This window comes from Flavobacterium sp. B183 (assembly GCF_023539155.1).
Classification (GTDB): Bacteria; Bacteroidota; Bacteroidia; order Flavobacteriales; family Flavobacteriaceae; genus Flavobacterium; species Flavobacterium tructae.
Genome location: NZ_CP097434.1, coordinates 4,911,732 through 4,937,123 on the forward strand (window position 1 = coordinate 4,911,732; position 25,392 = coordinate 4,937,123).

Here is a 25,392-nt window from a genome sequence, read left to right on the forward strand (position 1 = left end):
GACATTATAATAAAACACTTTACTAAATAGGTAAAGCACATTTCCCACTTCACATAACCTAAATTAAAAAACCATGAAATCAAAACCATTTAAACTAGCTTTTACTGCTCTTACGGCTATCCTATTTCTTGCCGGCTGTAGCAATGACAAGGATAACACTCCCGTTACTCCGGAAGCAAAAAAAGAAATTGCACTTTCAACAAGTACCACATTAGGTTCTTATCTTTCTGATAAAGATGGAAAATCTTTATATTTTTTCGCAACAGACGCAAAGGGTCAAGCCTCGTGTACAGGCGGATGCGAAGCTGTGTGGCCTCCATTTTATGTAGATAATTTAACTGCTGAAAAATTAAGTAGCGGATTAACACTCACTGATTTTACTACCATAACTACCACATCAGGTAAAAAACAGCTGACCTACAAAGGATGGCCATTGTATTACTATGCGCCAAGTATAAACGGAACTAATACACCGGAAACTACCGGACAAACAACAGGAGATGGTGTTGGCGGTGTTTGGTTTATAGCAAAACCAGACTATTCGATTATGTTAGTCAGAAGTCAGCTTCTTGGACATGACGGAAAAAACTACAAATCTGATTACACTGTCGGCGATGGTCTGACCACCTACTTTACAGATGCAAAAGGACTGACACTGTATACTTTTAAGAATGATAATTTCAAGAAAAACAATTTTACAAAAGCAGATTTTTCAAACAATGCCGTTTGGCCTATCTATGAAACAGACAAAATAGTTGTTCCTTCGGCTCTTGACAAATCTAAATTTTCTGTAATTACGGTATTTGGTAAATCTCAATTGGTTTACAATGGCTGGCCTTTGTATTATTTTGGACAAGATGCCAGCGTAAGAGGCGCCAATAAAGGAATTAGTTTTCCGAGTCCTGCTGTTTGGCCGGTACCCGTAAAAGATTCACCACTTGCAATCTAAAGAGCATAATATTTCTATCCAATTCATTTATACATTCTCTTAGCCTACTATTATTCAAGTTAGTTCAACTTTCAGTTGGGCTAACTTGAATTTTCATCTTTTCTCCAACCTTACAGCAACTAAAGCCCCCAGACCTTAAAACCTCATCCTCACTCTATTAACAACAGAATTTTAATAAATCTCGTACTTTTTTTGAAAAATATCACTTTTTAAGTAGGGTAATCCGCATTAAAGCTGTTTTACTATTGAACCCTATCAAAAAAAAGAATAAAAAATGAACAGAAAAAGAATCGCATTTGCAATTGCAGCCTCGTTAGTATTGATTTCGACAGGCCTCTATTTTTATTACGGTTTTCTCTTTAAGGAAGCACGCAATATAGAATCTGAAATACCTGAGTTTAGCATAACAACAACAAAATTGCTTGATGATTATAACTCAAATACAGAAAAAGCAGATTCATTATATCTCAATAAAACGATAGAAATAACCGGCAAAGTAACCAAAGAAACCGATTCTGTTGTAATACTTGAAAACAACATTTTTTGCCTCTTTACCAAAAAAGCAAAAGACAAATTACTGAACAACAAAGTAACCGTTAAAGGCAAATGCATTGGTTTTGATGAATTATTTCAAGAACTCAAACTAGACCAGTGCACCATTAATCAATAAAATCAATTAATCAATTTATGAAAAAAATTTTAGTCCCAATCTGCTTTTTCCTGGCTACTATAGCTTATTCGCAAGATGATTTACTAAGCAGCCTTGACTCTACTCAGGTACAGGAAAACTTTCCTACAGCAACTTTTAAAGCCTTACAACTGGTCACCTTGCAGACCACAAAAATGCCTGCAAAAAAAGAATTCTATTTTGTAGTCTCTCATCGTTTTGGCAGTGTTAAAGATGGTTTTGACAGTTTTTTTGGCCTTGATAATGCCACTACAAAACTTGGCGGTATTTATGGTGTTACAGATTGGCTATCCGTAAGCCTGTCCAGACATACTTTAAACAAACTGTATGAAACAGGAGCAAAATACCGAATGATGAGACAAAGTAATAGCTTTCCCGTAGACATTGTTGGTTACAGTGTTGCGGATATCAATACATTTCTGGAAAAAGATCAATATCCAGGTTTAGAATTTAAGCATCGCATAACTTTTGTGCAACAATTACTAATATCCAGAAAAGTCAATGAAAAACTATCATTAGAACTAGTACCCTCATTTGTGCATAGAAATCTTTACAATCCGGACTTAGAGAGAGACAAGCAATTTTCTTTTGGCGGTGGCGGACGTTATAAAATCACCAAGAGATTATCTGTCAATTTAGAATACATGCACAACTTTAATAAACCTAATTTTTATGAAAACCCACTGTCTGTTGGTCTCGATGTCGAAACCGGAGGGCATGTATTTCAATTAATTTTCACCAATTCACAAGCTATGAGCGAAAGCGGATACCTTACCAATGCCGCCGGAAACTGGGGGAAAGGAGATTTCTTTTTCGGATTTAACTTATACAGAGTATTTTAATAACTACAAACAAGCAAACCATGAAAAAAACATTAGCATTTACAATTTTAGCAGCTTCACTAACACTTACAAGCTGCAGTGATTCTGATACTTACAAAGACATAGAAACTCCTCCGGTTACAGACAATCCTACTCCGGGACCCGAAACACCAACCACTGCAATTAGTTATTCTAAAAATGTAAAAGCAATTATTGACGCCAATTGTGTAGGCTGTCATCAAAGCGGAAGATCCGCTGGTTTCAGACCATTGACCACTTATGCCGAGGTAAAAACAGCCACTGAAGGTGCCGGTTTACTGAACCGAATTCAACTACAAAATGGTCAGCAAGGAATTATGCCTCAGGCAGGAAGAATGTCTCAGGCCAATATCGATTTGATTGTGAAATGGAATACAGACGGACTAAAAGAAAACTAATTATTATGAAAAAATCGTTTCTTAATTTCTTTATAGTACTGTTGACTATTTTGATAAACACTGGTGGACATGCACAAAAAGTAATCACAAAAACAGGCACTATAAAATTTCAGGCTACCGTGCCTTCCTATGAAGAAGTTGCTGCTGAAAATAAAAGCGTGTCTGCAATTTTGGATCAATCTACAGGAGATTTCGCAGCTCTGGCTCTGATAAAAGGTTTCCGATTTAAGGTTGCTTTAATGGAGGAACATTTCAACGAAAATTATATGGAGTCTGAAAAGTTTTCAAAAGCAACTTTAAAAGGCAAATTAGAAGATTTTGATATTTCTAAAATTACCAATACCCCTAAAAATTTCACTCTAAAAGGCGATCTTACCATTCATGGAAAAACAAAACCCATTATAGTAAACGTCAAAATATCCAAGGCAGCCAATGGTCTTAGTACCGTAGGTTCATTTGAAGTCAAACCTGAAGATTTTGATATCGAAATACCAAGTCTTGTCAGAAAGAAAATTGCTGACAAAATTAAGATTAGTTACAATTTTCTGTTAGTTAAATAATCCATTTTAAAAGATCAGGCTTAACTAGTGAGTAGAATTTCCCAATTCAACATTAACCAGCCTAATAACTTTTTGCTTTAAAAGATTATTAAACATGACTATTGGTTAGAGGTCAGTTTCATACTTAGCTGGCCTCTTCTTCTATTAACCTAAAAAATTTCAAATGATCTGCAAAAATTATATTGTTACAGGCGAGGACGTAAACGATCTCATGGTCATGGAGAAGACCGCATACAACTCCTATACACTACGATTACTATACCGTTTTTTATTTCAAAATGGATTTTCAAGAGAAAGACTAAATTCTTTACAACTCGATTTACAAGAAGGGAAATATGCACTGGTCTGTCATAAAAACCTAATGTTTACGGAACATTTTTTTGTTGAGATGAAATATTGCTTAATGAATGACAAAATCAATATTAAAAGTTGCTTTTTTAATTCCAAAAATGAATGCTGTGTTGAACTCATTAAAGAAGTAGAATGGTTTGATTCTATTCGCAAAGAAGTCATCACAGCACCTAAGAAAATTCTAAAACATTTTAATGCGAGTAACCCGTAAAATTTCGGAATCCACAAAGATCCGACTCATTACCTCTTTTTCAAATAAAATTACAAAATCCAATTTATTACAAAACAAAAAAACCACTCGATTGAAGTGGCTTTTTGTGACCTAAGATGGAGTAAATACGAATCTTTTGTTGGGAGATTTACAACTTTTTGCTGATTAGGCTGATGGTATTTTACTTTAAAAAGTAATCTTACTATACAATCATAAATTTTGATTTAGTAATGAGAAATTACTTGTTTGTTTCGTAAGTTAAATGGTTGGAGAGTATACCAGATGGAGTTTTGCTTTTTTTATCTAAGATTTCTGTATTTGCAAAAACAACAAAATTATCTTTCGCTCTTGAAACTGCTACATTTAACATATTCGGCTTATTATCCCTATCAAAAAACATTGTACCTGAATCGCCTTTTCCATAAACCATTGAGAATAAAACAATAGACCTCTCAGCTCCTTGAAGTGCATGCACAGTTCCTAATTTTAATGCATCAATATTAAATCCTGCGTTTTTTAAAGCGTATTTCAAATTATTTTTTTGCCCAACAAAAGGAGTAATAATACCGATTGAATCTTCAACTTTTCCATATTTTTCTTCAATTTTAGTTTTGTTTTTAACAAGCCAATTAACTATTGCATTTACCTCATTATCATTGTACCGACTTGAATTTTTTACTGTAGAATTTCCTTCAACATGAATGCAATACATAGAAGGAAATAGTAAATCACTTTTTGCAGGTCCTTTAAGAGGTACCAGCTTTCCATCATATGCCAGTACATTGCAATAATTAATTATCTCATCAAAACAACGTCGGTGCTCCACTAAAGTAACTCCTTTTTCTTTTTCGCCAGATTGCCTAATATTACTCGCATTTTGAGCCATTTTCATTATACTCCCGGTTGAAGCGAGAAAACCTTTCGGATCAAACTCTTTTTCATAAATAAGGTCATCATAACTTTTAATGATGTTGCATTTTTTTAAATTACCAATATCTATTTTATTTGTTATATTCCAAACAGGCTCAATTTGCTTAACATCACCCACAATTACTGCCTGCTTAGCAAGTGAAAATGTTGCAGTTCCAACCTCCGGAGAAACCTGACCAGCCTCATCCACAATTAGCAAATCTATAAAACCATAGAGCGGAGGGGTGTCGTAAATATTTTTACCGTCTTCTCCTTTTTTGAAAAATCTAAAATAACTAAAGAATTTAGGAGCCATATAAAATGTACTCACAAAACAAGGGGTCAACATCGCTTGTCGCTGCCATCTATTTTTGGTGGCATCAAATCCTTTTCGGTCGAAATTTTCATCTCCTAGATCAGATTCTAATTTCAATAACCATCTTCCTTCCCAGTAGTGTAAAGCGAGTTGAAATGCTTCATGACGAAGTGTTACATCTAGCTCGTCATAAAAACAATTTGGTTTCGCACCATTTTTAATTTTTAAATACTCAAATTCCCAGTATTCTTCTTCTGTTTTAGGCGGGTTCCCAGTAATTGAGTTAGAAATTTTCCATTCTTTCCAATTATTAATCGACTCAATAATTTTTTTTCCAGTTGTTATTTTATGGTCAATCTTTTCAAGGATTGCACTTTTTGTATATACAAATTCTCTGGTTTCACTTATTAATGAATCTCTCAATAAGATTCTAACCTCAGATACTCTATTCGCTAAAGCTGATTTCAACCCAAAAAAACAAAATAACTTTCTAAAGAATGATTCACTATTAAAGTATGAAATAATTTTTTCCTCTAATTTGTTTAAAATTTCAATATCAGACTGAAACTGTATTTCGCTTAAAATCTTTTCAGAATAATATTTCTCACGAATGCCACTATTATTTAAATAACCATTTAAAAACAGGTCTTCATTTTTTAAATATTCTTTCCATTTATTAGATGCTTCATTTAATATTGTTTTGATATTTACAATTTCCTTCTGAATCTTTTTTATAGCATCATTGATATTTAAAATCTTATCTTCAAAATATTTTGAACACTTTTCAATGAAATGAGGTTTAGCTACTTTCAGATAGGAATCGTTTTCAACTCTATTAAACAAGCCATCACCATATTGCTTCTTGTAATTTATTCCTTCTAGTTCTGCTTCCGTTTTTCCATTAGCCGGTAAATAAGTTGCATACCCTTCAATTTCTGGTAACCATCTGCCTTCTAAATTGCCTGGCTTTGTATTTGATTTTGAAAAACTATCTATAATATTTGTTACCGCTTGATTATTGGTTGAACAAGCGAGAATTATAAAAGGTTGATTTCCTTTTATAGCGCTTTCTACAAATTTATTAGCAACAATACTTTGCAGCAAAGTTGTTTTTCCTGTCCCCGGAGGTCCATTAACTGCAAATACTTTGTCATTTGTCTTTAAAAATGTATTTAAACTTTTACGTTGCGATATTGAGATCGGGAAATCAAATCCCATTTGTCCTGTATGTAAGAAATTTGAATCAATGAATTCAGATACAGTTAACGGATTGTTTTCTTTAGAATTATTTAGTGTTATAAATGTCTTTAGCAATTCAGGAATGGTATCTTCCTTTAATATCTTCTCATATAAATGAATTATACCAATAGCGGCATTTATATCTTCATCGGGCAACAAAATAGTAGCATTTTTTAAAGTTTCATAACCCTCTGTTTTATAATCCTCAATATTTTGATTTATGGCTAATACGAAAACATCTTTTACATAATCTATATATTCCTGATAATTTACATATTGTTCCTGACCTACAGCAGTTGCATTATCTATATTTTCAACAGTGCCAAATACAAATTCAGTTCTTTCGTCCGCTAAGGGCTCTAAATACTTTCTTTGGAAAACCGGAAAATATTCTTCAGGAACCTCCAGCCTTCCACTTCTATCTAGTTTAGCAAAATACCAAAAGGGAAACTTAGGCTGTTTGTCTTTTAAGAAAACCAAATTTTCTGTAGTAGGTTTAATTTTTATTGGAGAAATCAATACCTGGACTTCATCTAAAGCAACCCAATTCTCACTTTCTTTACTTAAAGCCCCTTTCTTTTTATTTATTCGTGCTTCTTCAAAGTCTATCAAGTTGTTTACACTGATAAAATCTTCTAATTGCTGAATGTCAATTTCAAAACTGTCAACTTCAAAATGGTGAAGCTTATCAATACTTATATCTGCCTTCAAAGAATCAGACAAACTTTTTTTCCAATAGGTTAACCACTTTTTATATTCCATAATTTCTCAATCTACTGAATTTAAAATCAAATGTTTTTATGCTTTACGATAAATATTTAGTCTTTAATTTTTTTACTGCTAACGGTAAAATTAAAGCCTATAAATTGTCTACAACTCTATTAACACTAAGTAAGAATTCCTGAGTCTGTTTTATATCAAAATAATTTTGCTTCATCCATTCTATTTGATATCTCACTGGTAAGTAAATACCCCATTTTGATGTAATTAAGGAATCTGGATTTTTTTCTAATTCTTCTGTTATAATTTCCTCAATAACATCCACATTTGAAGTTATGAAATTTAATTTATCCAAAAAATTATCTTTAGATTCATAAATATCGAATGAACTTATGTTATCATCTAATGAGTTTTTTATTTCAGAAAATTTAAAAAGAAATTGTAATGTTCTATTTATTTTAGTACCTGTAAAAGTGTAGAATACGAGTTTTTTTTCTGAAGTCAACAATGGTCTTTCCAACTCTATATCCTTGATATCAAAAACAGAAAAATCACTTCGCATCTCATCTAACTCGTCTGAAGCTTCTTCATAAAGCTCTGTGAAAACTTGATTATCGTATAAAATTTCAAACATTTTACTTCTAATAGTTTGATGTACAATACCACCTCCACCTGAAAACTTAGGTTTTTTACCATCATTTGTAGGTTTAACTTCGATTTTTTTTGCTTTGAAATCGACAAAAATAATTTTCCAGATTTTAGCTGCTAATAAAATATTTTCATCTTCTCTAATTTGCGGCGTTAAAGGAATTTCACCTATTTTTATTCCTGCATTCACAACCTTAAAATTATCTTCAATAGTAAAGGCACTGTAAAAATCCCTGTTATTCACGATTTTTTCGCCTTCAATTCCTATAATAACTTCATCTCTCAATTTTTCGAATAAATCAATAGCAATTAAATGGTTTAGAATCGCTTCAATATCTACATTCTCAATATCATTGAATGCGAAGTTTTCCTTTAATAGTTTTACTAATTCATTAAAATTAATACCTGAGTTTCCTTTTGTTATTGATAATGCCTGATGTAGTAAAAGATCATACGCTAAAGTCATTGGATCTTTTGGCTCAATAAAACCTTCTTTATACAATTCCCAGCAAGCCAATGACTGCAATAAGCTCCATTTATCTGTTGCATACAAATAAAGCAAACTTTTTGCACCATCTCTTCTACCGCTTCTTCCTATACGCTGTATTAATGATGCAATACTGTGCGTTGCATCTATTTGTACCACTTGATCAACAGAACCAATATCAATTCCGAGTTCTAAAGTTGAAGTACAGGAAATGCAAAAATTCTGTCTGTTGTTACTTTTTGCAAAATATTCTACATATTCTCTAACTTCCTTATCAACAGATGAATGATGCGAAAAATAATTTACATGACCGTTTAGCTTTTCAGAAAGTTTTTTTAATTTAACCGCTACTTCTTCTGCTAATCCACGGCTATTAGGAAAAACAAGAACTTTATTATCTTTTGTTTCAAGATATAAATCCTTTAATAAATCTAGCGGTAATTCAGGTCCGGTACTTTCAAAATATTTAAATTTAGCTTCAATTTCCTTTGATGCTTTATCTCTCAAAACTATTGTGGGCACGGTGGTACCAGCAAATTTCTTGACCTCGTCATAATCTCCCAACGTTGCTGAAAGTCCAATTAACCTAAATTGATTTTCATTTAAATCCTGTAATCTTGATAAAATAGACTTCAATTGTACGCCTCTTCCCGATCCAATAAAAGAATGAATTTCATCAATAACAACAAATTTAAGGTTCGAAAAAAGATGCTTTACGTTAAAAGGTTTGTTTGAAAGCATAGCTTCCAGAGATTCGGGCGTTATTAAAACCACCCCTGATGGATCTTTTATTAATTTCTCTTTTAAAGTTCTATTTGCTTCTCCGTGCCATTTAACGACATTAACCTCTAAGTTTTTACACAATTCTTCCACGCGATAAAACTGATCATTAATTAATGCAATAAGCGGTGAAATATATAAAACCTGAACTCCTTTTTCGTTAAAATTAACCTGAGATAAAATAGGCAGAAAAGCCGCTTCAGTTTTTCCCGAAGCAGTTCTGGATACCAAAATATAATGGTTATCGGTTGTTAAAACTCTTGAAATTGCTGCATTTTGAATGGGACGTAATTGTTCCCATCGTTTATCACGAATATATTTTCGGATTGGTTCTGATAATAATTCAAATGACATTACAATTCTTCTATGCTATCCATTAAAACAGTATCTGGTCTTTCATCAGAAATTTCAATTTCTCCAAATAGTTTTGCTTTATCTAAATCAGGATTCTGTCTTAGTATATTTAGAATATTTAAAAAATCCCTAATAACTTCTCTTGGCGTTAAAAATTCAGAAGCTCCGGGTTTATTAAACATTTCCTCCATGAAGTTTTGTATATCTTCATCAGAAACATTTGTGGATATTTTATAATTATAATCAAATATTGCTTTAAGCTTTATTAAAAGCACAAAAATTTCGTTATGATCTAGCGGTAATAATTTAATTACTGGCTGCGCAAAATCTCTAATTTCTGCAGTTTCAAACTTGTTTGTTTCTAATCGTGATTTTAAAGCATGATAACTAAACAAACCTCTTCTTTCATTTTCAAGTACTTCTTTAGTTCCTGCAAAATTGAAAAAAAGATTACTTACTTTTCCTTGGAAGCAATCATTATATATTGCCAGAATCTTTTCATAATTTTTTTCTCTTGTTGCAGAAACAGATATCTTATAAAGGTTTATTGCCTCATCAAGATTGATCATAAAACCACTATATCCCATACTTACAAACAGTTTAGTGAAGTTTTTAAGCATATCGTAATAATTTAAGTCGTTAATGATTTCTCTAACGCCTAAATCTTGTTTGGCTTCCGTTTTAGTATTATATTCTCCTTTTAACCATTTTAAGGCATTTCTCCTTAATTGCTCATCATCTTTAATATAACCTTCGTAATATTTCATTACAACTGTTCCAAAATCAAAACCTCCAACTTCAGTTATTTCGTTGATGGTTTTCATTATGTTATTCTGAATAAGACTCAAATATTGTTCTTCTCTAATATTTTCTAATGGTATATTATTCGATTCTGCCGTTTTCATCACCACTTGCTCTATCCATTTTTCCATTAAAGTTGGTAATGCTCCACCTTCAGGTTTAGTCTGAATAGCGACATTGTCCATAATAGCAGCATACAATGCTACTCCTTTTCCATCATTGGAATAAAGTCTGTTATCTGGCGTAAAATCTGCATTTGCCACCACAAACTTTTGTTTTAGTGCTACCGTATTTAGCAAGTGTAACATGAATGATTTTCCGGACCCAAAATCTCCGATCCAAAATTTAACCATACTGTGTCCATTTTTCACATCTTCTAATGCGCTTACAACTGCATCAATTTCTTCTGAGCGTCCCACAGTAATATGTTGAACACCAATTTTAGGAACTACACCTCCAATTAATGAATTAATAATTGCTGTGGCTTCTTTAGGTTTTATGTTTTCTGTCATTTTGCTAAAATTCGGTTATAGTAGTTTTCGTTAATAATATAAAAATCATTTTCTTCTTCAATTAAAACATCATCTAATGTCTCGTAACATACTTCATTAATACTTTCTATCAATTGGTTTTTAAACATTCCTTTTGATTTTGCAAAAGTCTCAAAATCAGTCTGAAGAACAGAAAAATTTGCCTTTGAAAAAGAATCAAGAACATCTTGCTGTATTTTTGTAAAATTGAGTAAGCTGTCATAAAGAGATGTATCGATCGTGCTGTATTCTGAAACAGTCTGATTCTCGGGTTCTCGATTAATGACCAATTCTGTTTTTAAATCTTCCTGCTCATCTTCATCTCTAAGATATTCATTAAGAAGCTCAACTGTTCCCGAGTGTTTTTCATGAACTTGCTGAATGGCATTTCTATCCAATTGAATTTTTTTTCGTTTAGCTGTATAAACATTTTTTACCGCTTTAAGAGCCTTTTCTAAATCTTTATCCTTTATAAATTCATTGATTATTGCTTGAAAATCATCGAACTGATCGCCATTTTTAAATAAAGTTTTCTGGACTGTCACACCTAGTGGTTTCTGATCAAATTTCACCGATTTTAAATCATAATGAATGTAATAAATGTATAATACAAGTGCTGCTTCTTTACTATGAGCTGCGATAAATTTTGAAGCATCGTAAAAAATATTTTCTACTGATGGATTATCTTTATTTAAATTTCCTAGATTGATAATCTGATTTATGAATGTGTCTGAATCTTTATTGAAATTAATAGTTAATTCATCAAATTTAATTTTCCAACGAGTTGTATTTTGGATATTTAATTCATAATCCGTTTTCTCATCTGGTTCATTAATTGTTGGTGCATAAATCTGTAATATTTTATTCAAGCGTATTATAATTCGCTCGTTATATTCTTCTTTTACAACATTCGATATATAGGTTAGATCTACATTAAGTTTTCTTTTGTGCCCAAAAATTTCACGAACAGTATTTTCACAGTATTTGAAAATATTAGAATGAAGTTCATTTATAACCGTTTCTATAGAGTATTTGTAGTTATTACTTCCTGGCTTATAGTTATAATGTTTTTGTGCAATAATATCAGCTACTGTAGTAAGTTCTTCTTGTAAAGAAGAGGAGTCTTTTTTACATCTTTCATCTAATCTTTTAATTACAGACAAATAAAATTTCATGATTTCGACAGCGCAAAACTCAATATTAAAAAAATTATTAGCTGGATTCCAAATGTTGTTTAAAAGCACTGCATCTTCATCATTTAGATTTAATTTGATTCTAAACTGAAATCCTAATTTTAACTGATCATATCCCGAATAATCATCATAATAATTTTCCTGTCGGCGAATTCTCTCTGAATCTTTCCTTAAATCATGTTGTTCTAATTTTTTAACAAGATGAGAAACACAGTACGTTTTTGTTTTAGGATAGTTTATTTTTAATTCGTTTAATTCTTTCTCTAAACGAGCAATATTTTTATGAGTATCAAATTCTTTTAAAAGGTCAAAAAGCAAAACAAACGCATAATTGTCATTCCCATCAAGATCAGTACAAATACCATTTAAAAAATTAAATTTAAAAGTCTTATAGAAAACACGTTGCTGGCTTGTCGCCGAATTTATTTCTGAATATGAATATACATATTGATGTCCCCAAAAAGGTACGTTTGAAGTTTTTGAAATATTTGAAAGGCTATAAGATTCTCCTGTAATATCAATAATTGAATTATCCATACTTCGCGAATTTGATTTTATTAAACAATCGAAAAATTTATTACTATAAAATTACATTTATCAATATAAACTTTTCTATAATAAATCGTCAATAAGATCCGAAAAATCGAATTCATGTATTAGCATAATAGTATGTCCCTCTTTTCTTAAGTTAATAGCTTTTTCAACTTTTCTTCCATAACATGAAAAAGCCCAAGCGGGGTTCCCATTGTCACCAACAATTAAGTAATCAGTCTTCTTTGTAATGCTATCTGTCGGTATTCCGCCAAATTTAATAATATCTCTGTGAAGATTCTCTCTGTTTCCTCTTTGCAAAACACCCGTTATACAAAAAGTCTTTCCTTCAAAAATTACTTCCGGCTCACTTGTACAAAGACCAAAAATATTTACATCTATGGTAGTATCCTGTATCTTTTGGCTTACTTCATCATCCTGAATTTGTACAAATTGCTTAAAAAAAGCCATTAAGACAACTTTTTCTTCTTCATTTATTTTGTTATCTGAAAGAACAGAAAGTACCAGACTCCTTATTTCATCGTAAGGATAATAGGTGTTTAAATGTTCATTTTCATTCAGCCATTTTTGAAGATCATAAATTTCTTTATCTGTAATAATCCCATCTGCTAAAATACCGTGACAAATACCTTGTAAAATTTGAAGATCAGTAGTTACTGCGTTATAATAATAACTATCACTTTCGTATTTTTGACACAGCCAAAACAAATCTTCGATTGTTTCTTTAGGAGGTATTTTATTTGAAATCGTTTCTTCAATAATGGTCATGAACTCATTAAAAGGGTTTCGGTTAACCAATTGTTTATGCTTCGAAACCCATTTTCTAAGCTCAATTATTTCTTTTTCGTTCACTTCTCCATCAGCCTGAATGCCTAGTAACAATCCTTTTAGAGAACCAATTGCTTTGTCTGCTTGAGATTTTGAAGTGTAAATTTTCAACATTTCCTGATCTATGTTACTCATATTAATTTTTGTCTCTTATTAAATTAAATAACCTGCCTAATAACTCTAATTTAAGTATCCATTAACATTCCACTATAAATCAATTTATTACAAATAATTTATAGTTCTAGATGCAAATATTATTATTTAACATCAATCTTTTTTACGGAAAACCATATTGTCCTCTCAAATATATCGATTCACAAAAATCAACCACCAAGTATTTATACCTGTTTATTTAATCTTTTATATTACTAAACATGTATTAATCCATTTATGAGGAAGAATACTGTTTCATAAATTTATCAAACTAATTGAGCTATCTGAAAATGTTTCCTGGCAAAGGCAAATCGAGAAATCTCTACATGCTTTTTGTTACGGAAAATGCTTATTTCAATCTCAGAGTAAGTGGGGTGAAAAAAAATAAAGATGAAGGGAATTTTCTGTGAAGAATTTCAACAGACCAGAATGGAGAAGACTTAATAAAACAATAAAGAAAAATAAAAATCCACCATCAAAAAACATTCTATTGATTACTATGAAATAGTTTTTAGGCTTGAAAACTCAATATCAGTCCGTTTTCCTTTTTTTTTGATACTTGTATAAAATAGCAACTAAACCCATTAAAAGGAAAAATACACCAAGACCACCCAAAAGCATTGGATCTACAATATAACCGTAAATCCCGTCAATCTCCGCTTTATTCGGATTAGTTGGATCATACAAAACCTTAACAGAACTTCCTGCAATGTAATTCGGAAGAGAAGACCCCACATTAGAAGTAAAATCTATTGGTTTACCTGATTTCGTAATAAATGAAACATGAGGATAATAAAGCGATCCATTCTTATTGCCCGCAAGAGGTATCGACTCGATAACTGTACCGTAAACAATACTTGCCTTTTCAATAAAATTTAATTTCTGTTGAAAAAGATAAAATGCCCCCACTAATAGAGTCAAACCAGGTATAAAACAAACATAAATAGTCGCAAGAATTTGTCTTTTATTCATAATTTATTTTATTACTAAAAATAATGCTTGTCCCGCATTGCCCTGCAGGTTATTACTAATTGCTTTATCAAAAATGACTATACATTCACTCTCTCTAATTCAACCTGTTATTTGTGAACCATCAACGCTCCTTTGATAATGAAAAGTTTCATCATTTTTAGATTCCCCCATAATCCGATGTAGATCAAGAAAAAAAACCAATCTAACACATCATAAAAAAAGTCACTCAATTGGGTAGCTTTTCGTGAACACAGAAAGATTCAAACCTTCGACCGTCCTGATAAAAATCGAGATACTCTATTCAACTGCGCTTGCATCCAAATCTCAATTTATTACAAAACAAAAAAGCCACTCGATTGGAGTGGCTTTTTGTGAACGCAGAAGGATTCGAACCTTCGACCGCCTGCTTAGAAGGCAGGTGCTCTATCCAGCTGAGCTATGCGTCCATTTTCATTAAACTTCCGACAAAGTTCTTGTCGGGGTGGCAGGATTCGAACCTGCGGCCTCCTGCTCCCAAAGCAGGCGCGATAACCGGGCTACGCTACACCCCGAGGCAAAATCTAAGCGGAGAGACAGGGACTCGAACCCTGGCGACGGTTACCCGTCGACAGATTAGCAATCTGCTCCATTACCGCTCTGGCACCTCTCCAAGCTCAAGAAACGTGTTCTGTTTTGCGGTTGCAAATGTAAGACAACATTCCATATCTCACAACTATTTCGGAGCTTTTTTTTAAGTTTTTTTAATCTTTTTTTCAAAACGCTTCACAATCAAATAAATAGAATTAACTAAAAATTCACATTAAATTTAAAATTCAATCGAATTGACACAAAATTTGAATTTATTTAAATAAAGAGTAAATTTGCTTGATTAACTAATATTAACAGAAAATGAACAAAAGAGTTGTTATCGTTTCTGCCGTTAGAACACCTATCGGAAGTTTCATGGGAGGTTTATCTACTGTACCTGCCCCTAAATTAGGTGCTGCCGCAATAAAAGGCGCACTTCAAAAAATTAACCTTGACCCAAAATTAGTTGATGAAGTATTTATGGGTAATGTGGTACAGGCCGGAGTTGGCCAGGCACCAGCACGTCAGGCTGCGCTTTTTGCCGGTTTATCTGAAGAAGTTGCCGCTACAACTGTAAACAAAGTTTGTGCTTCAGGAATGAAAGCTGTTATGTTCGCCGCACAGGCTATTGCTTGTGGTGATGCTGAAATCGTGGTAGCCGGAGGAATGGAAAACATGAGCTTGATTCCACATTATGTACAAATGCGCAACGGAACTAAATTTGGTCCGGCTTCTATGCTTGACGGAATGCAGAAAGATGGTTTGACAGATGCTTACGATAACAACGCAATGGGAGTTTGCGCTGATTTATGTGCGTCTGAATACAACATCAGCCGTGAAGAACAGGATAATTTTGCTATTCAATCTTATGAAAGAAGTGCAAAAGCCTGGGATGCCGGAAAATTTGATAATGAAATTGTTCCTGTAGAGGTTCCACAAAGACGTGGCGAACCAATCATCGTTTCAAAAGACGAAGAATATACCAATGTAAAATTAGACAAAATCCCTACACTAGGAGCTGTTTTCACTAAAGACGGGACAGTTACAGCTGCCAACGCTTCTACTATCAATGACGGAGCTGCCGCTTTAGTTTTAATGTCTGAAGAAAAAGCAATCTCATTAGGATTAAAACCCTTAGCGTACATAAAAGGTTATGCAGATGCTGCTCAGGAACCAAAATGGTTTACAACAAGCCCGGCAAAAGCATTACCAAAAGCCTTAAACAAAGCAGGAATTTCAATAAGTGATGTTGATTATTTCGAATTCAACGAAGCATTCGCGGTAGTTGGATTAGCCAATTCAAAAATCCTTAGTCTTGATAACGACAAAGTAAACGTAAATGGTGGAGCTGTTTCATTAGGACATCCTCTAGGATGCTCGGGAGCAAGAATCATCGTAACTTTACTAAGTGTTTTAGAACAAAACAATGCTAAAACCGGAGCTGCAGCAATTTGCAACGGCGGTGGCGGTGCTTCGGCAATTGTTATCGAGAGAGCCTAAATACTATTCTGTTAGGAGTTATGTGTTTTCCAGATAACTCCTAATTTTTAACTTATAAACTACCCTAAATGTTCGGAATTTGCAATCTAGCCATAGTACCCGTACGAGCTGAGCCAAGTGACAGAAGTGAAATCGTTACTCAACTTTTGTTTGGTGAACATATCGAGATTTTGGAACGTCAAAATCAATGGGCCCGAATAAGAATTCAATACGACGACTATGAAGGCTGGGTAGATTCAAAACAATACCAGATTATCTCTGAAGCAAATTTCAATCAATTAAGCAGTGAAGCTATTATCCTAAATGCCGACTTGATTGACTACATCACTTCTTCAAATAATTTATTACTGCCAATTCCGCTTGGCGCTTCTTTGTCTTTTTTAAATAACAGCGAAATCAATATCTCAAATTTTGATTTTGAAGGCACCAAAACCAGCGGTATCAAGCCTAAGAGTGCTATCATAAGTACTGCTTTTATGTATCTTAACGCACCTTACCTTTGGGGAGGTAAAACCCCTTTTGGAATTGACTGTTCGGGTTTCACTCAAATGGTCTACAAGTTAAACGGCTATAAAATTCATCGTGACGCCTCACAACAGGCTCTTGACGGAGAACCCTTGAGCTTTATAGAAGAAAGCGAAGCCGGCGACTTAGCCTTTTTTGATAACGACGAAGGAAATATTACGCATGTTGGTATTATTATGGACAATAATTACATCATTCATGCCAGCGGTAAAGTTCGCATTGATCGTTTGGATCACTTAGGAATCTACAATCCTGAAACAAACAAACACACTCACAAATTGCGTGTAATTAAGAAGATCATTTAACTCTATCCTTGTAAATCGAAAATATTTTTTTCTCCAAACTTTGACATGAACAACAGAATTGTTGTATCTTTATAACAAAATAGTTGTATCATGGAAAAGATAAAACAAAATACAGAACCTTTTGATACTAAGAGAAGCATTCGAAATGCTTCCGGGAAAGTAATCTCTATTAAAAGATCAACTCTAAGTTCTGACGGGAAAGAATACAGCTGGAGCAACAAAATGGAACGTGTTGGGGTTATCCGATCCGGTATTCCTTATGATTCAATTGAAGTCATCAGCAGGCGATTAAACAACCCTGTAAAATCTATGCTGGCAATTGTGGGAATTCCTCAAACCACTTACAACAAGAAAAAAAGCGAGCATTTACTTTTAGACAGCAGAGACAGTGAATTGGTTATTTTAATCAATGAACTGATCGATTACGGCCTGGAAGTTTTCAATAATGAAGAAGAAAAATTTCAAAGGTGGCTTAAAAAGCCTAATTTATCTATTGGCGGAAGTACTCCTGAAAACATGCTGGACACTGTAACAGGAATTAACGAGGTAAAATTTAGCTTAAACCGATTAGAGTACGGAAACTTAGCTTAATGAAGGTTTTTAGAATCGAAAGAGAAAAATACCTGTCCACTACTTTAGCAGGAATCGGAGCCTCGATGTCTGAAGGTTTCCGATGGAACAGCCTCAACACCCGTATGGTTTACACAGCTGAAAGCAGAGCGCTCGCCACACTTGAAGTATCTGTTCATTTAGATTTAAGTGAAGATTTACCTCTGGATCGGTTTTATGTGGAAATCGAAATCCCAGATGAAATCACCATTCAGGAAGTTCGTCTGGAAGATTTACCGGAAGACTGGAATTCCAAACCACCAATCCTGATAACACAAACCATTGGCGATGATTTTATTGATTACAATGAAGCTGCTATTTTAAAAGTTCCCAGTTGCATTGTACCGCAGGAATTCAATTACCTCATAAATCCCGCTCATCCGGACAGTAAAAAGATCAAGGTTATCAGTACTACCCAAATGAATTTTGATTCGAGATTTCAAAACAAACACTAATTTCACGAATTCACACGAATTAAAATCTTTCTAATCCATCTAATCTGTGGCAAAAAATTAGTATCAATTCGTGTAATTCCTATTGAAACACCAATTTCACGAATTAGCACGAAGCAAAAATCTATTTAATCGTTCCAATCTGTGGCAAAAAATTAGTGACAATTAGTGTAATCCGTGTTTAAGCACTGATCCTGATTGTTTTTCTAAACTCGGAAGGACTATTTCCTTTTTGTTTCTTAAAGAATTTATTAAAATGACTTTCATCTGTAAAACCAAATTCATAGGCTATTTCATTGATTCGTTTATCACTAAACTGCAAACGATGTTCAATCAATTTTGTTTTATAATTACTGATGTACTGCTGCATGGTTTCATTTGCATGCTTCTTGAAATAACGTCCTAAATAGGTACTTGAAATTCCGAAAAAGTCACTAATCGATTCTGCTTTGATTTTCTCAGGATAATAAATATTGTTTTGAATGTATTGTAAAATATCCATTGCTTTTGCCTCACAGCCGATATTTACCTGTTCCGGCAAGTACTTTGCAATATTTCTTGCTACCACGATAATTAGGGTGTTGACCAATTGCTGAATCAATTCTTTGTTATAAACATCCTTATCTTCATACTCCCGAATAATAGCTTCCACCATAACTTTTACAAGGCATTTATCGGCAACATTTTTTAAAATACAGCCCGGTTGATGATTTGCGTTTTGTAGAATATACTCTAAACGCTGAATGTTTTCATTTTGAAGACTTGAATTTTTCAGATAAATATCATTAAATCTCAAAAAGAAAAAATTTGTTTTGGTCTCAATGGTAAAATTATGACAGTCTTCAGGTGTAAGCAAAAACAAATGTCCCGCATCGTATTCAAAAACATTTTTATTAATACACTGCAAACCCGTTCCTTTCAAAACATAAACCAATTCAAAAAAGTTATGACGATCTCCTACATCCGGATATTCCTCTAAAGTCTCAAAAGAAACACTGAACGGTTCATATAAATTTTCTTTTTTCATACTGCCTATTATTTATTACCGTTGCAAATATACCTAAAAAACACAAATATATACCATTCGATATCGTTAAACATGGTATAATTTTGCCAAATAATTCTTTAACGTCTTTTTTGAAACGTTAAAAAAATCATTCCTTAATCTATTACAATAATTTATACGCAAACAAAATTTACAAGAACATTCACAAAATGAAGAAAATTTTTATTATCAACGGCGGGCAAAACTTTGCTCATTCAGGCGGAAAATTCAATCAAACCGTTACAGATTGGACAATAGAATACTTAACAAAGAGCAAGCAATTTGAAATTAAAACAACTGATATAAAACAAGAATTCGATTTAGACGAAGAAGTCGAAAAATTCGTTTGGGCAGATGTAGTCGTTTATCACACACCTGTTTGGTGGTTTCAATTACCGAATCTTTTTAAAAAATATATTGATGACGTTTTTACTGCCGGGCATCAAAAAGGAATTTACAAAAACGACGGCAGAACAAGGACAAATCCGGATATCAATTACGGTACAGGCGGACTTTTGCACGGACGAAAATACATGCTTACCACAAGCTGGAATGCCCCTGCAACGGCTTTCACGCTTCCGGGAGAATTTTTTGAAGAAACAACTGTAGATGAAGGGGTTATGTTTGGTTTCCATAAAATGAATAAATTTGTAGGAATGGAGAAATTAGACGGTTTCCATTTTCATGATGTAGAAAAGGGGGCAACTGAAGAAAATATTGGTATCTTTAAGGTAAACTATACCAACCATTTAGAACAAATCTTTAAAACTTTATAACTATGATCTCAATTACCGCTATTTTAAAAAGTAAACCGGAAAATACAGCGCAAATCAAAAACATGTTAAACCATTTGGTTACTGAAACCAGAAAAGAAGAGGCTTGTATTCGATATGATCTGCATCACAGCGAAAATATTTTTATTATTTGGGAAGAATGGAAAGACCAGCCAGGCCTTGATATTCACAACAATCAACAGTATCTGCAGGATTTTATTAAACAAAGTGAAGGTTTAATCTCCTCGCCCATTCAGGTTTACAAAACAGCACAAATATTATAATCAAAGTTAGCAATGAGAGCACTTTTAACGACTACTTACGAATCTGATTTTGTAAGTACTGAAATAGAAAAACCGACTCCAAAAGAAAGAGAGGTTTTAATCAAAATTCACGCAAGTGGCGTTAATCCTATCGATAACAAAATTCGTATTGGGGTTTCACCCTATGCCTCGCCCGTTTTACCAGCAGTATTAGGAACTGATCTTGCCGGTGTTGTTGAAGCAGTTGGAAAAAACGTTACCGATTTTAAAGTTGGTGATGAAGTTTACGGGCTCGCCGGAGGTGTTTTGGGACTTCAGGGAACATTAGCAGAGTACACTGCTGTTGACGCCGATTTACTCGCTGTAAAACCAAAGAATTTAAGTATGAAAGAGGCTGCAGCCGTTCCGCTTGTATTGCTAACAGCCTGGGAGGGTCTAATTGACAGGGCAAAAGTAAAAAAAGGCGATCAGGTTTTGGTTCATGCCGGAGCCGGAGGTGTTGGACACATGGTCGTACAGTTGGCCCGCATTTTTGGTGCTGATGTTTATGCGACTGTTTCTCCTCAAAAAGCCGCCATCGTTGAATCATATGGAGCAACTCCAATTGATTATAAGACAGCAAAAGTTGAAGATTATGTAAAACAATTTACAGGCGGAAAAGGTTTTGACATTATTTACGATACGGTTGGAGGTCAATCTTTGGATGATTCTTTTGCTGCTATCCGTCATTATGGTCAGATTGCCAGTTGCTATGCTTTTGGAACGCATGCATTGGCGACGGGATCACTTCGATCTGCAAGTTTACATGGTGTTTTTGTTTTACACCCGATGATTAGTGGTGAGGGCAGAAAACATCATGGAGATATTTTAAAAGAAGCTGCAAAATTTATAGAAGAAGGGAAATTAAAACCCCTTATTGATCCCAGAAACTTTACTTTAGATACTGCTATGGACGCTCATAAAGCGGTTAGTGATAGTTCTTCTGTTGGAAAAATTGTTGTGGATATCGTTTAATTTCAAAATTTGATCCTTTTTTTGTGGAGGGTCAATTTTCTGATAAATCATTACATAAAAAAGAGACTGTATCCCAACGGACACAGTCTCTCTCTTTTTATAACAGCCTAAATTACTGCTTTATGATTTTCTGAGTGAAAGTTTTCTTCGCTGAAGAAGTTACATTAAGAAAATATACCCCTCTTGTTTTCCCCGATAAATTAATTGATTTTTCTGTGTTATTCCCTCCGGAAAAAGTTTCGGTATGAATCATTTTTCCTTCTGCACTATGCACTGTAACGGTATAACTATCCGCCGATGATGGCGTTACTACATGAAAAACATTAGCAGACGGATTTGGATAAACCTGAACTCCTTTCAGGTTGTTTATTTCTCTTGGTTTCGTTACCGCCAAATTAGGACCGTTGTCTACTTTTAAATTATCAAACCAGATTCTGGTTCCAAAACCTGAAGTGCTTTTAAATTTAATTAAAACATTTTTCTGTTGCTTTACAATACCTAAATCGATCTTTTCGGCTCTCCAGTCAGAATCTTTGGTTGGAGTCCAATCGTTTGTTTCGTTTGATGTAGTGGTTGCAGGATCGTCCTGAATTGGAGGTGAAACCGTTTGCAATTGTATTTGATTTTTAGAGTATACATTCGTCCACGTCACACCACAATCTGAAGATACGAGAATATCAATCTTATCGGGAGCTGGTTCAGGATCAAAAACGCTTAAATATTGAGTATAAGCCAGATCAAAATACAAATAAGGTGTTGCAGCTGACGAAAGATCAACTGCTTTTAAAACAAGTTCGTCGACCTTAGCTGCCGGGTTGTCGGCATTATTGATTACCAGACAGGATAAATCTCCTTTACCAACATCCGAACGTTTTTCCCATGTAATAGCATCTTCACCCGGATTAATGACTTGCCAATCCTGAACAGGAAAATTTCCTTCAAAATTTTCTAAAAACGGAAGGCTGTTTTTACTTTTCACGACCACCACACCGTTTTTTGTCATCACAGTTCCTGCTCCATAAGCATTAGAAGCTGTTAAAGTTACATTATAAGTTCCCGGGCTATCATAAACCACGGTAGGTTCTTTGCTTGTTGAAGAAGACGGTGTACCTCCCGGAAATGACCATACCCATGCCGTAGGTTCTCCTGTTGAATTATCTTTGAATGCAATTGGAAGATCGCTACACAATTTATCACTTTTCAAAACAAATTCTGAGAATGGAGTTTCTTTGCTATCAAAATTAAACTTCAAATTGTCAATCCATATTCTTGCGCCAAATCCAGAAGTGTTTTTGAATTTAAATAAAACGTTCTGTTCTCCTTTAAATCTGGACAAAGTAACTCTCTCAGTTCTCCAGTGCGAGTCTAAAGACGGAATCCAATTGTTGGCATCGGCGCTTTCAAATGTTTCCAGTTCCATATGCGTTTTTTTATAAATGCTTTCCCAGGTCAGTCCGCAATCTTTTGAAACAAGAATTTCCAGAGCATCCGGGCTCACGGCATCAAATTTAGCATAGGCAACATCGAATGAAAAATCGGTTACTCCAACTGATAAATCAGCTGGTCTCAGAATAATTTCATCTACCTCACCCACCTTATCGTTGTCGGCATTATTCATAACCATACAAGAGGAGGAGTTACGCCCTACTCCAATGCGTTGTTCCCAGGCTAATTTATTGTCCGGATTAATAATTTCCCAGTCTGTTGGTGGAAAAGAACCTTCAAAGCCTTCGGTAAAAGAAGTTTTATAAGGATCAACAATGGTTATAAAATTGTTTTTAGTCGTTATTGTTCCGCTACCATTGGCATTTTTAGTAGCTAGTGTTACGGTATAAGATCCCGGTACCTCATAGATTACTGTTGGGTTCTGATCTGTAGAACTTGACGGTGTTCCTCCAGGAAACGACCAGTTCCAGGACGTTGGATTTCCTGTTGAAACATCTACAAATGGAGCCGTAAGACTTGTACAACGCGTATCTCTCATGCTGGATGCAAAATCAGAAACCGGAGTAGCAGCCTGTGTAACCGCAACGTTTACATTATCAATCCAAATTCGCGTTCCATAGCCCGATACGTTTACAAAACGGATAGAAACATTGCTGTTCCCGATATAAGCAGTAAGATCGACTACTTCTTTTCGCCAATTGGCATCTGTAACCGGTATCCAATTATTGGCCTGAGCGGTAGGAACAGCTGTGGTTTGTAAAACCGTGTGCGTTTTCGAATAAACATCATTCCAGGTCTGTCCGCAATCTGTCGAGACCTGTACTTTTAAAACATCAGGGCTTACATCATCAAACTTGGTATATGCTACGTCAAAATACATTTGACTGTTTTGTCCAGCCGTAAAATCGAAATAAGGCAATCTGATATAATCCAAAGCTCCCAATACCGAATTATCCGCATTGTTCATGATCATACACGAACTGTCATTATGCCCCACTCCTTTTCGCTTTTCCCAGCCAAGACCTTTGTCCGGATTCGTCACTTCCCATCCTCTCGGAGGAAAAACACCTGTAAAACTTTCCGTATAATTTGCAATTGATTTTTGATCTACTTCGATATAATTGGGAACTTCTTTCGTATTTGTTCCCTGTGAGTTGGTTACTTTTAAAGTTACTTTATACTTTCCTGATGCGTTATAAGTCACCGCCGGATTTTGATCTGTAGAGGTTGCCGGAGTTCCTCCTTCAAATGTCCAAACTCTTGAATTAGGCAATCCTAAAGAAACGTCTTTAAAAGCTATTACTTTTCCGGAACAAATAGCGGTTGTACTGCTGCTAAAATTAGCCGTCGGATTGCTTTCAATAACCCCTACTGCACTAAGATTAGCCGGATCCCATAATACCCCTCTTGGATATTTGGCAACCGTTTTATCTTCCAACCAATAGGTCATTGCATTGGTCTGATCGCGGGTATACATATTCTGACATTCCGTATTGTAATCCATGTGATTTTCAGCATTGGCATAAACTCCACAGCTGTTTAGCACATTTCTGGTACAGCCTTCAGCAACTTTGGTAGGAGGGGTATCAGCCATCCCGTCGTTTACCGGATCACAATCATCCTGAAAAGTGTGTTTTAATCCAAAATAATGACCAAACTCATGTGTCATTACCTTTGCAAAAGTAGCACTTGCATGTGATCCGCAGGTACTCCCAATGTACCTGTGATTGAAAGCCACGCGCGGTATTGCATCCTGAATGGGTAAAAATGCATGTCCTGAACCGGTAGGCCCCTGTCCTGTATTGGGTTCATCAACCACCAAAACATCCAGATAATATCTGCTGTTTTTACCGTACCAGATGTAGTCATAAATTTTAGCATCATAGCCGTCTGCAACGTGTGCCTCGGGATGCCAGTCTAAACCCGGAATTTCTAAAGGATTGCCCTCGGGATCTACGGTAGCCAAAACAAACTGAATGTTCAGTTTACTTTTAACAGCGTCAAAACGAGGATCGGTCATAGCATACCCCGGAAACAAACCATTAAAATCCTTGTTCACCGTTAACAGCGCATCGTCGATTCGACATTTCATCTGCTCTTTGGTAAAAACATTATTAATATTCGTTCCGTCGACCAGAATGTGAAACACGACCGGAATAATATAAGGAACAGTAGCAGCTTTCTTTGTATTTCCTTTTTTCCAGGTTTTAATTTTAGAAAGCGATTTCACAAATGCGGTCTCTTCCTTTTGAGATAATTGAGTTCCACAACCAATTGGATTCTGTTTTTGTCCAAAGGAAATGCAGCATTGAAGCAGAAAAACTGCAGCAATAAAGTAGTTTTTTTTCAAAATAATGGTCTTTTTGTTAATTGTTATTTAAAACACAAAATCAA

At 34.4% G+C, this 25,392-nt stretch carries 21 protein-coding genes and 3 tRNA genes; 13 read left to right on the forward strand and 11 right to left on the reverse strand.

The genetic code is table 11. From position 1 onward, the window contains the following. The first annotated feature begins 73 nt into the window (after positions 1-73). The 6 genes from M4I44_RS20000 to M4I44_RS20025 all read left to right on the forward strand — a co-directional run bounded on the left by M4I44_RS20000 (position 74) and on the right by M4I44_RS20025 (position 4,017). Positions 74-949: a hypothetical protein gene (locus M4I44_RS20000; RefSeq protein WP_249965868.1), complete on the forward strand. Its 876-nt coding sequence runs from the start codon at positions 74-76 to the stop codon at positions 947-949. Positions 950-1,223: 274 nt separating this feature from the next. Beyond that, a complete protein-coding gene (locus tag M4I44_RS20005) occupies positions 1,224-1,619 on the forward strand; it encodes an OB-fold putative lipoprotein (protein WP_249965869.1) in 396 nt (131 codons plus the stop codon). Between the two features lie 17 nt (positions 1,620-1,636). Further along, positions 1,637-2,479 carry a DUF5777 family beta-barrel protein gene (locus M4I44_RS20010; protein WP_249965870.1) on the forward strand — a complete coding sequence of 281 codons (843 nt, stop codon included), beginning with the start codon at positions 1,637-1,639 and terminating at the stop codon, positions 2,477-2,479. Positions 2,480-2,499: 20 nt separating this feature from the next. Continuing rightward, positions 2,500-2,895: a cytochrome c gene (locus M4I44_RS20015; RefSeq protein WP_249965871.1), complete on the forward strand. Its 396-nt coding sequence runs from the start codon at positions 2,500-2,502 to the stop codon at positions 2,893-2,895. 5 nt (positions 2,896-2,900) lie between these two features. Beyond that, positions 2,901-3,455, forward strand: a complete 555-nt coding sequence (locus M4I44_RS20020) for a YceI family protein (protein WP_249965872.1) — start codon at positions 2,901-2,903, stop codon at positions 3,453-3,455. Positions 3,456-3,618: 163 nt separating this feature from the next. Continuing rightward, positions 3,619-4,017 (forward strand): hypothetical protein, encoded by a 399-nt coding sequence (locus M4I44_RS20025; RefSeq protein ID WP_249965873.1) that lies wholly within the window; start codon positions 3,619-3,621, stop codon positions 4,015-4,017. 238 nt (positions 4,018-4,255) lie between these two features. On the opposite strand, the gene M4I44_RS20030 is transcribed toward M4I44_RS20025, so the two are convergent. The 9 genes from M4I44_RS20030 to M4I44_RS20070 all read right to left on the reverse strand — a co-directional run bounded on the left by M4I44_RS20030 (position 4,256) and on the right by M4I44_RS20070 (position 15,148). Beyond that, a complete protein-coding gene (locus M4I44_RS20030) occupies positions 4,256-7,243 on the reverse strand; it encodes an ATP-binding protein (RefSeq protein WP_249965874.1) in 2,988 nt (995 codons plus the stop codon). Between the two features lie 97 nt (positions 7,244-7,340). Continuing rightward, positions 7,341-9,470, reverse strand: coding sequence for a DEAD/DEAH box helicase (locus tag M4I44_RS20035; RefSeq protein ID WP_249965875.1), 2,130 nt, complete (start codon positions 9,468-9,470; stop codon positions 7,341-7,343). Then, on the reverse strand, positions 9,470-10,783 hold the full coding sequence (locus tag M4I44_RS20040; RefSeq protein WP_017495958.1) for an ATP-binding protein: 1,314 nt from the start codon (positions 10,781-10,783) through the stop codon (positions 9,470-9,472). The genes M4I44_RS20035 and M4I44_RS20040 overlap by 1 nt, the downstream gene beginning before the upstream one ends. Further along, complete coding sequence (locus M4I44_RS20045; protein WP_249965876.1) at positions 10,780-12,531, reverse strand: tellurite resistance TerB C-terminal domain-containing protein; 1,752 nt, start codon at positions 12,529-12,531, stop codon at positions 10,780-10,782. The genes M4I44_RS20040 and M4I44_RS20045 overlap by 4 nt, the downstream gene beginning before the upstream one ends. A 75-nt stretch (positions 12,532-12,606) precedes the next feature. Further along, on the reverse strand, positions 12,607-13,509 hold the full coding sequence (locus M4I44_RS20050) for a BRCT domain-containing protein (RefSeq protein ID WP_249965877.1): 903 nt from the start codon (positions 13,507-13,509) through the stop codon (positions 12,607-12,609). 549 nt (positions 13,510-14,058) lie between these two features. After that, positions 14,059-14,499 (reverse strand): DUF3592 domain-containing protein, encoded by a 441-nt coding sequence (locus tag M4I44_RS20055; RefSeq protein ID WP_249965878.1) that lies wholly within the window; start codon positions 14,497-14,499, stop codon positions 14,059-14,061. A 372-nt stretch (positions 14,500-14,871) separates the two neighbouring features. Continuing rightward, positions 14,872-14,945, reverse strand: a tRNA-Arg gene (locus M4I44_RS20060). 30 nt (positions 14,946-14,975) lie between these two features. Beyond that, positions 14,976-15,050 (reverse strand) — tRNA-Pro (locus tag M4I44_RS20065). Between the two features lie 14 nt (positions 15,051-15,064). After that, a tRNA-Ser gene (locus M4I44_RS20070) sits at positions 15,065-15,148 on the reverse strand. 239 nt (positions 15,149-15,387) lie between these two features. On the opposite strand from M4I44_RS20070, the gene M4I44_RS20075 reads away from it, so the two are divergent. The 4 genes from M4I44_RS20075 (at position 15,388) to M4I44_RS20090 (ending at position 18,460) form a co-directional block, all read left to right on the forward strand. Beyond that, on the forward strand, positions 15,388-16,566 hold the full coding sequence (locus M4I44_RS20075; RefSeq protein WP_017495962.1) for an acetyl-CoA C-acyltransferase: 1,179 nt from the start codon (positions 15,388-15,390) through the stop codon (positions 16,564-16,566). Positions 16,567-16,634: 68 nt separating this feature from the next. Continuing rightward, entirely contained in the window at positions 16,635-17,396 is a 762-nt protein-coding gene (locus tag M4I44_RS20080) for a C40 family peptidase (protein WP_017495963.1), read from the forward strand. Between the two features lie 90 nt (positions 17,397-17,486). Beyond that, positions 17,487-17,987, forward strand: coding sequence for an antitoxin Xre/MbcA/ParS toxin-binding domain-containing protein (locus M4I44_RS20085; protein ID WP_017495965.1), 501 nt, complete (start codon positions 17,487-17,489; stop codon positions 17,985-17,987). Continuing rightward, a complete protein-coding gene (locus tag M4I44_RS20090; RefSeq protein ID WP_249965879.1) occupies positions 17,987-18,460 on the forward strand; it encodes an RES family NAD+ phosphorylase in 474 nt (157 codons plus the stop codon). The genes M4I44_RS20085 and M4I44_RS20090 overlap by 1 nt, the downstream gene beginning before the upstream one ends. Before the next feature lie 178 nt (positions 18,461-18,638). On the opposite strand, the gene M4I44_RS20095 is transcribed toward M4I44_RS20090, so the two are convergent. After that, entirely contained in the window at positions 18,639-19,484 is an 846-nt protein-coding gene (locus M4I44_RS20095; RefSeq protein WP_017495967.1) for an AraC family transcriptional regulator, read from the reverse strand. Positions 19,485-19,672: 188 nt separating this feature from the next. Between M4I44_RS20095 and M4I44_RS20100 the strand changes: the two genes are divergently transcribed. The 3 genes from M4I44_RS20100 to M4I44_RS20110 are packed head-to-tail and all read left to right on the forward strand — an operon-like array spanning position 19,673 to position 21,552. Then, positions 19,673-20,278 carry an NAD(P)H-dependent oxidoreductase gene (locus M4I44_RS20100; protein ID WP_017495968.1) on the forward strand — a complete coding sequence of 202 codons (606 nt, stop codon included), beginning with the start codon at positions 19,673-19,675 and terminating at the stop codon, positions 20,276-20,278. 2 nt (positions 20,279-20,280) lie between these two features. Beyond that, positions 20,281-20,559 carry a putative quinol monooxygenase gene (locus tag M4I44_RS20105; protein WP_017495969.1) on the forward strand — a complete coding sequence of 93 codons (279 nt, stop codon included), beginning with the start codon at positions 20,281-20,283 and terminating at the stop codon, positions 20,557-20,559. Between the two features lie 12 nt (positions 20,560-20,571). After that, a complete protein-coding gene (locus M4I44_RS20110; protein ID WP_249965880.1) occupies positions 20,572-21,552 on the forward strand; it encodes a zinc-dependent alcohol dehydrogenase family protein in 981 nt (326 codons plus the stop codon). A gap of 112 nt (positions 21,553-21,664) precedes the next feature. Here the strand turns inward: M4I44_RS20110 and M4I44_RS20115 are convergent, their stop codons facing one another. Continuing rightward, entirely contained in the window at positions 21,665-25,348 is a 3,684-nt protein-coding gene (locus M4I44_RS20115) for a PKD domain-containing protein (RefSeq protein ID WP_249965881.1), read from the reverse strand. Positions 25,349-25,392 lie beyond the last annotated feature (44 nt).

What these genes read in the sequence shown, in the direction of transcription:
- M4I44_RS20095 (WP_017495967.1), bottom strand. Translation starts at nt 19,484, where the DNA reads ATGAAAAAAGAAAATTTATATGAACCGTTCAGTGTTTCTTTTGAGACT.
- M4I44_RS20055 (WP_249965878.1), bottom strand. Translation starts at nt 14,499, where the DNA reads ATGAATAAAAGACAAATTCTTGCGACTATTTATGTTTGTTTTATACCT.
- M4I44_RS20010 (WP_249965870.1), top strand. Translation starts at nt 1,637, where the DNA reads ATGAAAAAAATTTTAGTCCCAATCTGCTTTTTCCTGGCTACTATAGCT.
- M4I44_RS20005 (WP_249965869.1), top strand. Translation starts at nt 1,224, where the DNA reads ATGAACAGAAAAAGAATCGCATTTGCAATTGCAGCCTCGTTAGTATTG.
- M4I44_RS20015 (WP_249965871.1), top strand. Translation starts at nt 2,500, where the DNA reads ATGAAAAAAACATTAGCATTTACAATTTTAGCAGCTTCACTAACACTT.
- M4I44_RS20100 (WP_017495968.1), top strand. Translation starts at nt 19,673, where the DNA reads ATGAAGAAAATTTTTATTATCAACGGCGGGCAAAACTTTGCTCATTCA.
- M4I44_RS20085 (WP_017495965.1), top strand. Translation starts at nt 17,487, where the DNA reads ATGGAAAAGATAAAACAAAATACAGAACCTTTTGATACTAAGAGAAGC.
- M4I44_RS20105 (WP_017495969.1), top strand. Translation starts at nt 20,281, where the DNA reads ATGATCTCAATTACCGCTATTTTAAAAAGTAAACCGGAAAATACAGCG.
- M4I44_RS20110 (WP_249965880.1), top strand. Translation starts at nt 20,572, where the DNA reads ATGAGAGCACTTTTAACGACTACTTACGAATCTGATTTTGTAAGTACT.
- M4I44_RS20035 (WP_249965875.1), bottom strand. Translation starts at nt 9,470, where the DNA reads ATGTCATTTGAATTATTATCAGAACCAATCCGAAAATATATTCGTGAT.
- M4I44_RS20090 (WP_249965879.1), top strand. Translation starts at nt 17,987, where the DNA reads ATGAAGGTTTTTAGAATCGAAAGAGAAAAATACCTGTCCACTACTTTA.
- M4I44_RS20030 (WP_249965874.1), bottom strand. Translation starts at nt 7,243, where the DNA reads ATGGAATATAAAAAGTGGTTAACCTATTGGAAAAAAAGTTTGTCTGAT.
- M4I44_RS20080 (WP_017495963.1), top strand. Translation starts at nt 16,635, where the DNA reads ATGTTCGGAATTTGCAATCTAGCCATAGTACCCGTACGAGCTGAGCCA.
- M4I44_RS20050 (WP_249965877.1), bottom strand. Translation starts at nt 13,509, where the DNA reads ATGAGTAACATAGATCAGGAAATGTTGAAAATTTACACTTCAAAATCT.
- M4I44_RS20045 (WP_249965876.1), bottom strand. Translation starts at nt 12,531, where the DNA reads ATGGATAATTCAATTATTGATATTACAGGAGAATCTTATAGCCTTTCA.
- M4I44_RS20020 (WP_249965872.1), top strand. Translation starts at nt 2,901, where the DNA reads ATGAAAAAATCGTTTCTTAATTTCTTTATAGTACTGTTGACTATTTTG.
- M4I44_RS20025 (WP_249965873.1), top strand. Translation starts at nt 3,619, where the DNA reads ATGATCTGCAAAAATTATATTGTTACAGGCGAGGACGTAAACGATCTC.
- M4I44_RS20000 (WP_249965868.1), top strand. Translation starts at nt 74, where the DNA reads ATGAAATCAAAACCATTTAAACTAGCTTTTACTGCTCTTACGGCTATC.
- M4I44_RS20075 (WP_017495962.1), top strand. Translation starts at nt 15,388, where the DNA reads ATGAACAAAAGAGTTGTTATCGTTTCTGCCGTTAGAACACCTATCGGA.
- M4I44_RS20040 (WP_017495958.1), bottom strand. Translation starts at nt 10,783, where the DNA reads ATGACAGAAAACATAAAACCTAAAGAAGCCACAGCAATTATTAATTCA.